The sequence below is a fragment of the Amycolatopsis alkalitolerans genome (assembly GCF_006152065.1).
GTDB lineage: Bacteria > Actinomycetota > Actinomycetes > Mycobacteriales > Pseudonocardiaceae > Amycolatopsis_E > Amycolatopsis_E alkalitolerans.
Window position 1 is genome coordinate 153,883 of the sequence record NZ_VDFW01000001.1, and the last position, 13,755, is coordinate 167,637.

Genomic DNA, 13,755 nt, shown 5'->3' on the forward strand with positions numbered 1-13,755 from the left:
CATGGGCGTTTCACTGGGCCAGGTGCTCGAAGACCTCGTCGTCGAGACGCAGGTGCTGCAGGGTCTGGTCGCCGGTCTCGGCGACACCGGGATGTCCGCCGCCACCCCCGCTGCGGGCTGGAACATCCGCGACCAGCTCACCCACCTCGCCTACTTCGACGAGGCCGCGACGCGGGCCGCCGTCGCCCCGGAGGCTTTCCGGCGCGACGCCGAGGCGTTGATGGCCGGGGGAATGGACTTTCCCGACCGCGTCGCCGCCGAGCACGCCGAAATGCCTGCCGGGGACGTCCTCGCCTGGCTCGCCAAGGCGCGCCTCGAGTTCGTCGCGGTCTTCCGCCGTCTCGACTCCAGGATGCGCGTGCCGTGGTACGGGCCGGATATGAGCGCGCTGTCCTCCGCCACGGCCCGGCTGATGGAGACCTGGGCCCACGGCCAGGACGTCGCGGACGCGCTCGGTGTCGACCGTGAGCCGACCGACCGGCTGCGGCATATCGCCCACCTCGGCGTGCGGACGACCGCGTTCTCCTTCTCCGTCAACGGAAGACCCGTACCGGCCGCCCCGATCCGGGTCGAGGTCGACGCGCCTTCCGGGGACAGGTGGACATGGGGACCGGCCCGAGCCGCCGACCGGGTCACCGGGTCCGCGCTCGACTTCTGCCTCGTCGTCACCCAGCGGCGCCACCTCGACGACACCGCGCTTGAGGTCACCGGACCGGTCGCGGCCGAGTGGCTCTCGATCGCCCAGACCTTCGCCGGCGCCCCTGGCACCGGCCGGATGCCCGCGGCGAGCCAGTCAGGAGGACCATCGTGAGGGCCGTGCGGATCGGCAACTGCTCCGGCTTCTACGGCGACCGGCTGCAGGCCGCCCGTGAAATGGTCGAAGGCGGCCCGATCGACGTCCTCACCGGCGACTACCTGGCCGAGCTGACGATGCTGATCCTGTGGAAGGCCAAGCAGAAGGACCCCGCCGCCGGGTACGCGAAGACCTTCCTCACCCAGGTCGAGCACGTCCTGGGCACCTGCCTGGACCGGGGCATCCGGATCGTGTCCAACGCCGGCGGGCTCAACCCGGCCGGGCTCGCCGCCGAGCTGGTGGCGCTGGCCGCCCGGCTCGGCCTGCGTCCCCGCATCGCCCACGTCGACGGCGACGATCTGATCGACCGCCTCGACGAGCTGCGGGCCGCCGGGCACGCCCTCGCCCACCTCGACACGGGCCGCAAGCTCGCCGACGCCGACGTGCGCCCGGTGTCCGCCAACGCCTACCTCGGCGCGTGGGGGATCACCGAGGCGCTGCGCGCGGACGCCGACATCGTGGTGACCGGCCGCGTCACCGACGCGTCGCTGGTGGTCGGCCCGGCGGCGTGGTGGCACGGCTGGGCCCGCGAGGACAGCGGAATCCACGACAAGATCGCCGGCGCGATGGCGGCGGGCCACGTGATCGAATGCGGTCCGCAGGCCACCGGCGGGAACTACGCCTTCTTCGAGGAGGTCACCGACCGCCGCTACCCCGGCTTCCCGATCGCCGAGGTCGAGGCCGACGGTTCGAGCGTGATCACCAAGCATGAGCACACGGGTGGTCTCGTGTCGGTGGGCACGGTGACCGCGCAGCTGCTGTACGAGATCGGGGAGCCGGCGTACCCCGGGCCGGACGCCGTCGCCCAGTTCGACACGCTCGAGCTGGTGCAGGAGAGCGAGCACCGGGTCCGCATCCGCGGCGCGCGCGGCAGTGCCCCGACGGACCAGCTCAAGGTCGCGCTCAACTACGAGGGCGGGTACCGCAACACGATGACGCTCGTGCTCACCGGGCTGCGGATCGAGGAGAAGGCGGCCTGGGCCACCCAGCAGCTGACCGACCTGCTGGGCGGGCGCGACCGGTTCGCCGAGTTCGACGCGCGGCTGCTGCGGTTCGACCATCCTGATGCGGCGACGAACCCCGAAGCCACCGCCCACCTGAGAATCACGGTGAAGGATCCCGACCGGCGCAAGGTCGGGCGCGCGTTCTCCAACACCACGATGGAACTCGCGCTCGGCGGTTATCCCGGATTCCACACCACGACACCCCCGTCGGCGGAAAGCGCTTACGGCGTCTACTGGCCCACGCTGGTCCCGGCCGGGGAGGTCAGGCACCGGGTCACGCTGCCCGACGGCACCGTCCGTGTCATCCCGCACAGCTCGGTCACCGCCCCGGTGCCCGCGTACCGGCAAGCGCGCGTGCCGGAGGCCGGTGGCCCGACCCGCCGGCTGCCGCTGGGCACGATCGCGGGCGCGCGGTCGGGAGACAAGGGCGGCAACGCCAACATCGGCGTGTGGGCTCGCACCGACGACGAGTACGCCTGGTTGCGGGGTTACCTCGACGTCGAGCGGATCCGGGAGCTGATCCCGGAATCCGCCGGACACGAGATCCGCCGCTATGAGCTGCCGAACCTGCGGGCGGTGAACTTCGTGATCGTCGGCATCCTGGGTGACGGGGTCGCCTCGGCCACGCGCCCCGATCCGCAGGCGAAGGGCCTCGGGGAGTACCTCCGCAGCAGGGTCGTCGACATCCCGGAAAGCGTGCTGGGGAGGTGATCACGGCGGTGGAGAAGGTGCGCCCCGCCCGGCGCGATCCCACGCGCAAGGCGCGGATACTGGCCGCGTCGGCCGAGCTGATCTCCCGGCACGGGTACCACGCGGTCGGCCTGGCGGAGATCGGTACGGCGGCCGGCATCGTGAGTACCGGCGTCTACCGGCACTTCGCGAGCAAGTCGGCGATCCTGGCCGCGCTCCTGCGGCAGGTGATGGACCTGCTGGGCGACGCGGGGCGTGAGATCGTGCTGAACGCCGCCGACGACCGGACCGCGGTCACCGAACTCGTGCGGCATCACGTCCGCGTCGCGATCCACGACCGGCGGATCCTGCAGGTCTACCACCTCGAGGCACGTAACCTCCCGGATGAGGACCTGCGCCGGCTTCGCCGGGCTCAGCGGCACTACGTCGAGGAATGGGTCGCCGTGGTGGCGCCGCTGCGGCCGGGCCTTACCGATGGCGAGGTGCGCGTTCTGGTGCACGCCGCGATCGGCAGCGTCCAGTCGATCCTGTTCCACAACTCCGGGCTGTCCGAGGACCAGCTGACGAAGTTGCTGCGCGCAACGGCGCACGCCTGCCTGGGGGTGGAACCGGTCTGAGCGCGGTTCAGCCGAGTACCGCGCGTGCCACGGATTCGAGGTCCTCGGGCAGCCCCTGCACGGCGATCGAATCGACCACAGTGGACTCCCAGCGGCCGAGGTCCTCGCGGATCTTGCCCGCCGGGCCGATGAGCGCGACCTGTTCGACGAGCGCGGTCGGGATAGCGGCGGCCGCGGCCCGCTTCTCCCCGCGCAGATACAGATGCTGGACCCGGGCGGCGAGTTCCGCATGGCCCGTCCGGGCGAAGACGTCGTGATGGAAGTTCGCGCCACGTGCGCCCATCCCGCCGATGTACAGCGCCAGCTGCGGCCGGACGCGATCGGCGGCGTGCTCGATGTCCTCGTCCACCACGACGGGAACAGTGGCGACCACCTCGAAGCCGGCGGGGCGGCCGCCCGGCCGGCGCGCGAAACCGGCGTCGAGTGCCGCCCGGTAGAACGCGTCGGCGGCCGGGGCGAAGAACATCGCGTGCCACCCGTCGGCGATCTCGGCGGCGAGCGCGACGTTGCGGGGGCCTTCGGCACCGAGCTGGATCGGCAGGTCCGGCCGCAGCGGATGCAGGGACGAGCGCAGCGGTTTGCCGAGCCCGGTGCCGCCGGGCAGCGGCAGCCGGTGGAACTCGCCATCGTAGGAGAGCGGGCGTTCACGCGCGAGCACCTGCCGGACCACGTCGACGTATTCGCGGGTGCGGGCCAGTGGCCGGGGATAGGCGACACCGTGCCAGCCCTCGGAGACCTGCGGACCGGAGACCCCGAGCCCGAGCACGACCCGGCCGCCGGAGAGATGGTCGAGGGTCGCCGCGGACATGGCGGTGGCGGCGGGGGTGCGGGCCGGGATCTGCGCGACCGCCGTGCCCAGCCGTATCCGCGCGGTACGGGCCGCGCACCACGCGAGCGGGGTGAACACGTCGGAGCCGTAGGCCTCGGCGAACCAGATGCCGTCGAAGCCGAGGTCCTCGATCCGCCGGACCCGCTCGCCCCATCGCGGCGGTGGTCCATCGAAGAAGTGCCCGACGTTGATGCCTACCGGTATGGCCACTAGTGCATTGTCGTTCACAACACCGCCGATGAAAAGCTGGGCTGACGGAATTCTAATGTGAATCATTAGTGACTCATGTCTTGCCAGGAAGCCCGCCAGGTTGGATGCTGTCGGCATCAGGCATGCGGCAAGGAGGCTGATGTGGACCTGAACGGGAAGATCGACGTCACGACGTTGCGTGGCCGCCGCGCGGTCAACCGCTGGGAGCGCACCTCCGTCGGCGATGTGTTCGAACGGCTGACGTGGAGCTACCCGGACAAGGTCGCCGTCACGGGCAGGCCGGGCGCATACGGCGAGGAGCGGTTCGCCGAGGTCACCTTCCGCCAGGCCGACGAGATCGCGAACCAGATCGCGCACGCGCTCGCCGGCCGCGGGCTCGAGCCAGGTGACCGGGTCGCCCTGTTCTGCGAGAACTCCGTCGAGGCCTATCTCGCCAAGATCGGTATCGCGAAGGCCGGGATGGTCGCGATGCCCGTCAATCCCGCGCTGGCCCCGGACGTGCAGGAGTACCTGATCCGGCAGGCCGAGCCGCGCGCGGCGATCGTCGACGCCGAACTGTTTCCGCGCGCCGAACAGGCCTTCACCGCGACCGGCCTCCCGGTCGCGGCGACGATCACGATCGGTGGTGGCCCGGTCGCGGGCAGCCCGAGCTTCGGCGAGTTCGCCGGGGCGCAGCCGGTCACCGAGCCGGAGGTCGAGATCCACGGCGACGACATCTGGCAGCTGCTCTACACCTCGGGCACCACGGCCATGCCCAAGGGCGCCATGATCTCCCACTACGCCAGCCACTTCGCGGCACTGAACTTCTCGGTCTCGCTCACGCGCGGGCTGCGCCTGGAGACCGACCTGAAGGTGCTGACCTACCTGCCGATGATCTACCACGTCGGTGACCAAGTCTTCACCTTCTCGGCGTTCCTCGCCGGGGGTTCGCTGGTGCTGGGCCGCCGGCCGGTCCCGGACCAGGTCGCCGCGGCGATCGACGAAGAGCGCCCGACGGCGTTGTGGGCGGGGTCCCCGCAGTTCGTCGCCGCACTGGCGGGCGAGGCGGAGAAGTCCGGACGCGACCTGTCGAGCCTGACCGTCCTGGTCTATGGCTGGGGTGCGCTCACCCCGGCGGTTTACCAGACCCTGCAACGGAACGCGCCGGGGCTGGTGGTGCTGGGCATCTTCGGGCAGACCGAGGCCATCGCCTGCCACCGGTTCTGGCCGGCGAAGTGGCCGGAGGTGTACGAACGCACCGCGCCCGCGGTCAACTACGTCGGCGTGCCCAGCCCGCTCCTGGCTTCCGACGTGGTGGACGAGAGCGGGGAGTCCATCCGCGAGAAGCCGCACACGCCGGGCGAGGCGGTCTACCGGAGCCCGACCGTCACCGCCGGGTACTTCCTCAACGAGGAGGCGACGCGGGAGGCGTTCCGGGGAGGCTGGTTCCACTCCGGGGACAGCGCGGCCGTCGATCCCGACGGCCTGCGGGTGATGGTCGACCGGTTCAAGGACATCGTGAAGTCCGGTGGGGAGAACGTGTCCAGCCTTCGGGTGGAGTCGGTGCTGCACGGGCACCCCGCGGTCGAAAAGGCCGCCGTGATCGGCCTTCCGCACGAGCATTGGGGTGAGGCGGTGACGGCGGTGGTGGTGCTCCGGCCGGACGCCCCGGCGGACGAGGCGGAGATCATCGCGCACTGCCGCGCCGCACTGGGCGGCTACGAGACGCCGAAGGCCGTCGTCTTCACCGACGCCCTGCCCGAAACGGTCGGGGGCAAGATCCTCAAGTACAAGCTCCGTCAGCGCTACGCGGATCACTTCGAGGCCGGGCGCTGAAGTTGGCGATTTCGAAGACGCCCGTACCCGCCGCAGCGACCGCCATAGCGACGTCGATCTGCGCGGCCAGGCTCAACGCGCGTGGCGAACGCCGCCAGGGACCTGCCCACCGCCGAGGCGCTCGGGCTGGACGGTGATCGGCTCAGGCGCCCTGCTCTTCCCACCATTCCGCGCTCGCCTCGGTGACCGGCGCGGAGTCGACGCCGAGGCACGCATGGGCGGCGCCGGTCAGCAGCTCCGCCAGCTGCTGGACCGGCAGTCCTGAGTTGAAGAACAAAATGGACTGGATACTGCCGATCGCCGCGTGGACCAGCACCCGGATCTCACCGTCGGCGAGGTCGGGCCGCAGCGGCGCCACCGCCGCGACCCACTCTTCGATGTAGTGGCGCTGTGCCCGGCGCAGGCGGCGGAGGTCGTTCTCCGGGAGATTGCGGGCCTCACGGTGGTAGACCTGGAGGATCCGGCGGTCGTGAATGGCCACTCGCACATGGTTGCGGACCAGTTCGCTTACCGCGCTCCGGTCGTCGCCCGCCTCGTCCACAATCGACGACGCGGCCGCCGAGAGCCGGTCCATGACCTGCTCGAGCAGCTCCGCGAGGATCGCGGACTTGCTGCCGAAGTGCCGGTATATCCCCGAACCCACGATGCCAGCGGCCTGACCGATATCGGCCATGCCCACGGTGTGGTAGCCGTTCCGCGAGATCAGCTCCGCCGCAGCGGTCAGAATGCGGGCCTTGCGCGCGGGGTCGCGCCGTGGGCGTTGCGCCTCCTTCACTGACACCTCCCTCGGCGGTCGCAGTTGTCGATGCTACCGCGCCAGCCGCGGCCGGCGTGCGAGTGCGCCGCGACTCCGCGGACGAAAAATAACCCGATCATGTGAGGCCGGGCCGGCCCCCTTCGTGATACATTCCGTCCGCTAGTGAACAGTCATTCACTGACAGGTCTCCTTCCTGTCGGCTGCGAAACCTGTTGAAGAGGCAGGTTTTGTTCAGGCTGCCCATATTCCGGATTGACAACGAGGTCAAGTATGCGCGTCCTAAAGAACTATCGTTCACAACATCGCTCGGCTGTCCGGCGAGCGGTCGCACTGCTGAGTGGACTGTTCCTTGCCGTGACCGGTACCGTCGCCCCGGCTTCCGCGTCGGCGATCCCCGCCACCACCTGTAAGAACGTCGCGGTGCCGGTCACCGCGGCCGGGCAGGCCGCGACGATCACCGGCACCCTGTGCGTTCCGCCGGGCGCCAAGACGGTGCAAATCCTCGTTCACGGTTGGACTTACGCGCGGTACTACTGGGACCTGCCTTACCAGCCGGACACGTACTCCTACGTGCGAGCGGCGAACAAGCGCGGCTACGCCACGCTCAACATCGATCGCCTCGGTGACGGCCAGTCCACCCATCCGCTGAGCGCGTTCGACAACTTCTACGCCGACGTCAGCACCGTCCACCAGGTCATCACCGCATTACGGGACGGCAGGCTCGGCACCCCGTTCACCAAGGTGGTCGAGGTCGGGCACAGCCTCGGCGGCATCGTCACCATGACCGAGGCCGGCCTGTACAAGGACGTCGACGCCATCATCCCGACGGGGATCGCGCACTCCCTGAACTACGTCAACGTGGTCACCAAGATCATCGCCGACGACTATCCGGCGGCGCTCGATCCCAAGTTCGCCGCCGCCGGCCTCGACCCCGCGTACCTGACCAGCTATCCCGGTACCCGCGGCGGGTTCTACTTCAACGGCCCGTCCTCGACCGACGCGGGTGCGATCGCGAAGGACGAGCAACTGAAGGAAACCGGCAACCTGGTCGAACTGGCGACGCTGGCGGGCTACAACGTGCTGAACGTCGATCGCACACTCGACATCCCCGTCTACACGGTCGTCGGGCAGCAGGACCCGTTCATCTGCGGGCTGCTCGGCCCGAGCTGTACGGATTCCCAGGCGCTGGCGGACTTCGAGCGGCCGTTCTACGGTCCTCATGCGACAGTCGTCGCCGAGGTGGTCCCCAGCACCGGGCATGATCTGCAACTGGAGAAGAGCGCGCCGGAGAGCAACGCGCGCATGCTCGACTTCGCCGACAAGTACGTCGGCGCCGGCGACGCCCTGCGAAACACCGCTCCCGGCGCGGCCGCTCCGTCACCGACACCGGCCAATCCGGCGCCCAGCCTCGCCGCCAAGGCCGTCAACGCCACCGTCCTGCAGGCGGTCGTGCCGGCCATCGCGCTCCTGCAGCAGGCGAGCAACGTGGTGCCGGGGCTCGGCGGCAACCAGGACCCGATCCCGGGCATGGCGGAGGCCCTGTCCACCATCGGGAATCTGACCGACTCGCTGGTGGGGACCTTCCCCGAGGGCGCCATCGGCGGGCTCTGACACCCGGGCCGCGCATCGCGCCGCGTGGTGCGCGGCCCGAGGTGTGTCAGGCGTTCTCCCGCTGGAAGGTGCGTGCGCCCCACCAAACGGCCAGCACCGCCATCACCAGCAGCACGATCCCGCCGACATACAGACCGCCGAACGTGAAGTCGCCGCGGAACGTGGCCCGTTCGGCGTTCACGACATGAGTGAACGGGTTGATCCGCGAGATCGTGTAGAGCCAGTTCGGCGCGAGGATGCTGGTGATCGGCAGGAGGATTCCCGACAGCAGCAGCACCGGCATCAGCACCGCGTTCAGCAGCGCCGGGAAAGCCTGCTCGCTCTTGATCAGCAGGGCCACCGCGTACGACGCCGAGGCCAGGGTGATCGCCGTCAGCGCGACGATCACCAGGCTCAGCAGGATGCCGCCGACCGGCGCGTCGAGCCCGAACACCAGGTACGCCAGCACGATGATCAGGAGCGCCTGCACGACCGCCTGGATCGCGTTGTTCAGCACCTTCCCCATGAGCAGCGCGATCCGGCTCGCGGGCGTGACCCGCAGCCGTTCGAGCACCCCGCTGCGGTATTCCATCAGGATCGAGAAACCGGCGAACGAGGAACTGAACAGCGCCAGCTGGATGATCAGCGCCGGGGTCAGGATCGTCCAGCTGCTGCCGGGCGGGAAACCGGGTGTCGAGTTGACGACCTTTTCCATCAGCGGGCCGAACAGCACGAGGTACAGCACCGGCTGCATGATCCCGATCATGATCCACGCCGGGTTCCGCAGCGACAGTCGCATATCGCGCTGGAAGATCAGCCAGGTCTCACGCAACATGAGCGGCCTCCTTCGGCGTCGCGCCCGCTTCGGCGTCGCGCAAGCTGCGTCCGGTCAGGGTCAGGAAGACGTCGTCGAGCGTCGGGCGCTGCACCTGCATCGAGGTCATCGCGACTCCCGCGGAGTCCAGCGCGCGCAGCAACTCCGGCATCGCGGTGTCCCCGCGCGGCACCCGGAACGTCACCGAGCCGTCCACAGTGGTCACTTCATGCGCGCCCGGCAGCCGGCCGGCGACCTCCGCCGCCACGGCCACCGCCCCTTCCGGCACGCCGACGGTCACCCCGTCGCCCGAGACGCGGGCCTTCAGCGCGTCCGGTGTGCCCTCGGCGACGAGCTCACCGTTGTCGATCACCAGGATGCGATCACACAGCGAATCGGCCTCGTCGAGATAGTGAGTGGTCAGGAACAGCGTGACCCCGTGCTCGGATCGCAGCCGCCGGATGTGCTCCCACAGGTTCGCCCGGCTCTGCGGGTCCAGGCCCGTCGTCGGCTCGTCGAAGAACAGCAGCTTCGGTTCGTGGACGAGGCTCAGCGCGATGTCCAGCCGCCGTCGCTGGCCCCCGGACAGCGTTTTGGTCAGCCGCTGATCCAGCCCGGACAGATCGAGCTGCCCGGTCAGCGCCGCACCGCGGCGACGCGCGGCCGCCTTCGACAAGCCGTACAGCCGGCCCTGGAGTTCGATCTCCTCGACCACCTTGCATTCGGGCGCGCTCCCGCCGCTCTGCGCGACGTACCCGATCCGCCGCCGCACCCCGACCGGGTCCCGCAGCAGATCGCACCCGCCGACCGTCGCCTCGCCCGCGGTGGGGCGCAGCAAGGTGGTCAGCATCCGCAGTGTGGTCGTCTTCCCGGCCCCGTTCGGCCCGAGGAAACCGACGAGCTCCCCCTCCGACACTTCGATGTCGACGCCCTTGACGGCCTCGACCGTGCGGCCGCGCGCGGTGAACTTCCGCGCCAGGCCGCGTGCCCTGATCATGTCCTCCCCTTCCGGTAGTCAAGTTTGACTAGCAAGACGTGCGCACTCTATCCCGAAGTATCGTTGCGTAGTCAAATTTGATTACCGAGGAGGTTCGCCGAATGACCGCCCGGGGTCGTCCGCCATGACGTATTCCCCGGCTTCGAGCCGTTCGATCAGCTCGCGCAGCCATTTCAGGCTGGTCTCCGAATGCAGCTGCCAGATCCGGAACAGCTCGCGGACATGCGGGGGCTGGCCCCAGTTCGTGCTCTCCTCGAACAGCAGCTCGGCGCTGCGCTGATCGGCCTCGAGTTTGAACATACGGTGCTGCAGCAACCCGATCACACGCTTGCGCGGCAGGGCGGTCATGAACGTGATCGCGGCCGCCATCTCCGCGCCGTCGCGCTCGGCCTCCGAGAGGGCCTGGGTGAGCAGTACGTGGAACTGGGTCTCGCCCTCGCCGGTCAGCCGGTACGCGGTGCGCTCCGGACCGGACTCGCCGGGCTCGACCTCGACCAGCTCCAGCAGGTCCTCGGCCGTCATCTTCTTCAGCGCGTGGTAGATCGAACCGGGCTGCACGTTGGCCCACTTGTCCGCGGACCAGGTGAGCAGCTCACGGCGCACCTGGTAGCCGTGCGCCCTGCCGTACATCCGCACGACGCCGAGCACGAGCAGCCGGGTCGCGGACACGTGCACCTCCGGATAATCAGTACAACACCCCCCGTACGCTAATAAAGCATGAGCACCAATGTGTTGACGGCGGTGGCCTGGCCGTATGCCAACGGGCCCCGTCACATCGGCCACGTGTCCGGGTTCGGGGTCCCCTCCGACGTCTTCTCGCGCTACCAGCGAATGGCCGGCAACCGGGTGCTCATGGTGTCCGGGACGGACGAACACGGCACCCCCATCACCGTGCAGGCCGACAAGGAGGGGCTCACCCCGCAGCAGACGGCGGACAAGTACACCCGCCAGATCAGCTCCGACCTGCAGGGTCTCGGCCTGAGCTACGACCTGTTCACCCGCACCACCACGGGCAACCACGCCGAGGTCACCCAGCAGATCTTCACCGCGCTGCACCGCAACGGCTACGTCGTGCCGAAGACCACGACCGGGGCGATCAGCCCGTCCACCGGCCGCACGCTGCCCGACCGCTACATCGAGGGCACCTGCCCGATCTGCGGGTACGACGGCGCGCGTGGCGACCAGTGTGACAACTGCGGCAACCAGCTGGACCCGGCCGACCTGATCAACCCGAGGTCGCGGATCAACGGCGAGACGCCGAAGTTCGTCGAGACCGAGCACCTGTTCCTCGACCTGCCCGCGTTCACCGAAAGCCTGGGCAAATGGCTGTCCACGCGCACCGACTGGCGGCCGAACGTCCTGAAGTTCACCAGGAACCTGGTCGACGACATGCGCCCTCGCCCGATCACCCGCGATCTGGACTGGGGTGTGAAGGTGCCGCTGGACGGTTGGCGCGACCAGCCGCTCAAGCGGTTCTACGTCTGGTTCGACGCGGTGATCGGCTACTTCTCGGCGAGCGTCGAATGGGCCCGCCGCATCGGCAAGCCCGACGCGTGGCAGGAATGGTGGAACAACGCCGACGCCCGCACCTATTACTTCATGGGCAAGGACAACATCACCTTCCACGCCCAGATCTGGCCGGCGCTGCTGCTCGGGCACAACGGCGCGGGCGATCACGGCGGCGAGATCGGCCCGTACGGCACGCTGAACCTGCCCGACGAGATCGTCTCCAGCGAGTTCCTCACCATGAGCGGCTCGAAGTTCTCCACCTCGCGCGGGACGGTCATCTACGTGCACGACTTCCTGCGCGAGTTCGGCCCGGACACGTTGCGCTACTTCATCTCCGTCGCCGGCCCCGAGACCCAGGACACCGACTTCACCTGGGACGAGTTCGTCCGCCGGACCAACTTCGAGCTGGCCAACGAGTGGGGCAACCTGGTCAACCGGTCGATCTCGATGGCGCACAAGAACAACGGAGCGATCCCGGCGCCGGCCAAGCCGGCCCCGGCCGACGAGAAGCTGAAAGCGCTCTCCCGGGGGGCCTTCGACACCGCGGGCGCGCATCTGCGGCGTTCGCGGTTCAAGCTGGCCGCGAGCGAGGCGATGCGCGTCGTCACGGCCGCGAACCGGTACCTGTCGGACCAGGAGCCGTGGAAGCTCAAGGACGATCCGGACCGCCGCGACGCGGTTCTGCACACCGCGCTTCAGGTCGTTTCGGACGCGAACGCGCTGCTGACGCCGTTCCTGCCGCATTCGGCGCAGAAGGTGCACGAGGCGCTCGGCGGGACCGGCGTCTGGGCCGCCCAGCCGGAGTTGCAGGAGGTCGAGGACCTCGACATCGCCGGCCGGACGAACCCGATCCTCACCGGTGACTACGCGGCCGAGCAGGCGCGCTGGGAGTCCACGCCGATCGAGGTCGGGCGCCCGCTGGCGAAGCCGACCCCGCTGTTCGCGAAGCTCGACCCGAAGCTGGGCGAGACCGGGCCGGAGTGGGCACCTATTGAGCAGTAAGGAAAGGCCACCGGTGCCGGAGCGGCTTCCGGCGCCGGTGGTCGACGCTCACACCCATCTCGACGCTTGCGGCGCGGTCACCGCGGCGGATGTGGCGGACATGGTGGACCGCGCCGAGGCCGCCGGGGTGACCCGCGTGGTGACCGTCGCGGACGACCTCTCGGCGGCGCGCTGGGCCGCCGAAGCGTCCACATGGGATAGCCGCGTATACGCGGCGGTGGCCATCCATCCCACGCGTACCAAGGATTTCGGTGATGCCGAACGGTCCGGAATAGAGCGGCTGGCACGGGCCGAGCGGGTCGTGGCGGTCGGCGAGACCGGGCTCGACCACTACTGGGACTACGCCCCGCACGACGCCCAGGAAGAGGCGTTCCGGTGGCATATCGATCTCGCCAAGCGGGTCGGCAAGCCGCTGATGATCCACGACCGCGACGCGCACGAGGACATCCTGCGCGTTCTGGCCGAGGAGGGCGCGCCGGAGCGGGTGGTGTTCCACTGCTTCTCCGGGGACGCCGATTTCGCCCGTCGCTGTGTCGAGGCCGGTTACGTTCTGTCGTTCGCCGGCACCGTCACGTTCAAGAACGCGCGGGCGCTGCGGGACGCGGCGAAATTGGTCCCTTTGGAGCAACTTCTCGTGGAGACTGACGCGCCGTTCCTGACGCCGCACCCGTTCCGCGGCCGGCCCAACGAGCCCTACTGCACCGCGTACACCGTGCGATACCTGGCTGAGCTGCGACAACAGAGCGTCGAAGAACTCGCATCGGGGGCTTGCCGAAATGCCGAGCGTGTGTTCCAACTCCCTTCTGTCACAACGAGTTGCACGGATTGCGACGTTCGTGACACGGCCATCCACCACACAGACGAGTGACGAAGGCCACTAGATTCCAGGCGGTGTTTGCGCAACCTCCCGGGACCCGTTACTGTCCCGTGATCGTGCCGGCCGATTAATCGGCTGACACACACCGCAGTCAAGTCAGTGCAGGTCGGGGTCGGGGATGACATGGGCTGCGGTTGCCGATAGTGCGAAAGGGAACGACCTGCTGTGACTGGTAGTAGACAGGCTTACGC

Annotated in this window: 12 protein-coding genes; 7 read left to right on the forward strand and 5 right to left on the reverse strand. The window is 69.2% G+C overall.

What is annotated here, in order from left to right; translation table 11 throughout:
- The first annotated feature begins 1 nt into the window (after nucleotide 1).
- The 3 genes from FG385_RS00660 to FG385_RS00670 are packed head-to-tail and all read left to right on the forward strand — an operon-like array spanning nucleotide 2 to nucleotide 3,164.
- Nucleotides 2-811, forward strand: coding sequence for a TIGR03084 family metal-binding protein (locus FG385_RS00660; RefSeq protein WP_139094592.1), 810 nt, complete (start codon nucleotides 2-4; stop codon nucleotides 809-811).
- A complete protein-coding gene (locus FG385_RS00665; protein WP_139094827.1) occupies nucleotides 805-2,568 on the forward strand; it encodes an acyclic terpene utilization AtuA family protein in 1,764 nt (587 codons plus the stop codon). The genes FG385_RS00660 and FG385_RS00665 overlap by 7 nt, the downstream gene beginning before the upstream one ends.
- A gap of 8 nt (nucleotides 2,569-2,576) precedes the next feature.
- Nucleotides 2,577-3,164, forward strand: coding sequence for a TetR/AcrR family transcriptional regulator (locus FG385_RS00670; protein WP_139094828.1), 588 nt, complete (start codon nucleotides 2,577-2,579; stop codon nucleotides 3,162-3,164).
- A gap of 7 nt (nucleotides 3,165-3,171) precedes the next feature.
- On the opposite strand, the gene FG385_RS00675 is transcribed toward FG385_RS00670, so the two are convergent.
- The gene (locus FG385_RS00675; protein ID WP_139094829.1) at nucleotides 3,172-4,197 is read right to left on the reverse strand and encodes an LLM class F420-dependent oxidoreductase; all 1,026 of its coding nucleotides are present in this window, start codon (nucleotides 4,195-4,197) and stop codon (nucleotides 3,172-3,174) included.
- Nucleotides 4,198-4,344: 147 nt separating this feature from the next.
- Between FG385_RS00675 and FG385_RS00680 the strand changes: the two genes are divergently transcribed.
- Nucleotides 4,345-6,018 carry an AMP-binding protein gene (locus FG385_RS00680; protein WP_139094593.1) on the forward strand — a complete coding sequence of 558 codons (1,674 nt, stop codon included), beginning with the start codon at nucleotides 4,345-4,347 and terminating at the stop codon, nucleotides 6,016-6,018.
- 142 nt (nucleotides 6,019-6,160) lie between these two features.
- On the opposite strand, the gene FG385_RS00685 is transcribed toward FG385_RS00680, so the two are convergent.
- Nucleotides 6,161-6,793: a TetR/AcrR family transcriptional regulator gene (locus FG385_RS00685; protein ID WP_139094594.1), complete on the reverse strand. Its 633-nt coding sequence runs from the start codon at nucleotides 6,791-6,793 to the stop codon at nucleotides 6,161-6,163.
- 336 nt (nucleotides 6,794-7,129) lie between these two features.
- Here FG385_RS00685 and FG385_RS00690 point away from each other — a divergent pair, with 336 nt between their 5' ends.
- Nucleotides 7,130-8,386, forward strand: coding sequence for an alpha/beta hydrolase (locus tag FG385_RS00690; protein ID WP_160148698.1), 1,257 nt, complete (start codon nucleotides 7,130-7,132; stop codon nucleotides 8,384-8,386).
- Between the two features lie 46 nt (nucleotides 8,387-8,432).
- Here FG385_RS00690 and FG385_RS00695 read toward each other — a convergent pair whose 3' ends face one another.
- The 3 genes from FG385_RS00695 to FG385_RS00705 form a co-directional block, all read right to left on the reverse strand.
- Nucleotides 8,433-9,200, reverse strand: coding sequence for an ABC transporter permease (locus FG385_RS00695; RefSeq protein ID WP_139094596.1), 768 nt, complete (start codon nucleotides 9,198-9,200; stop codon nucleotides 8,433-8,435).
- Complete coding sequence (locus FG385_RS00700) at nucleotides 9,190-10,176, reverse strand: ATP-binding cassette domain-containing protein (protein WP_139094597.1); 987 nt, start codon at nucleotides 10,174-10,176, stop codon at nucleotides 9,190-9,192. The genes FG385_RS00695 and FG385_RS00700 overlap by 11 nt, the downstream gene beginning before the upstream one ends.
- Nucleotides 10,177-10,257: 81 nt before the next feature.
- Nucleotides 10,258-10,845, reverse strand: a complete 588-nt coding sequence (locus tag FG385_RS00705; protein ID WP_139094598.1) for a PadR family transcriptional regulator — start codon at nucleotides 10,843-10,845, stop codon at nucleotides 10,258-10,260.
- 48 nt (nucleotides 10,846-10,893) lie between these two features.
- On the opposite strand from FG385_RS00705, the gene metG reads away from it, so the two are divergent.
- Nucleotides 10,894-12,687, forward strand: coding sequence for a methionine--tRNA ligase (gene metG / locus FG385_RS00710; protein WP_139094599.1), 1,794 nt, complete (start codon nucleotides 10,894-10,896; stop codon nucleotides 12,685-12,687).
- Nucleotides 12,677-13,555 (forward strand): TatD family hydrolase, encoded by an 879-nt coding sequence (locus FG385_RS00715; RefSeq protein WP_139094600.1) that lies wholly within the window; start codon nucleotides 12,677-12,679, stop codon nucleotides 13,553-13,555. The genes metG and FG385_RS00715 overlap by 11 nt, the downstream gene beginning before the upstream one ends.
- Nucleotides 13,556-13,755: the final 200 nt, after the last annotated feature.

What these genes read in the sequence shown, in the direction of transcription:
- FG385_RS00660 (WP_139094592.1), top strand. Translation starts at nt 2, where the DNA reads ATGGGCGTTTCACTGGGCCAGGTGCTCGAAGACCTCGTCGTCGAGACG.
- FG385_RS00695 (WP_139094596.1), bottom strand. Translation starts at nt 9,200, where the DNA reads ATGTTGCGTGAGACCTGGCTGATCTTCCAGCGCGATATGCGACTGTCG.
- FG385_RS00700 (WP_139094597.1), bottom strand. Translation starts at nt 10,176, where the DNA reads ATGATCAGGGCACGCGGCCTGGCGCGGAAGTTCACCGCGCGCGGCCGC.
- metG (WP_139094599.1), top strand. Translation starts at nt 10,894, where the DNA reads ATGAGCACCAATGTGTTGACGGCGGTGGCCTGGCCGTATGCCAACGGG.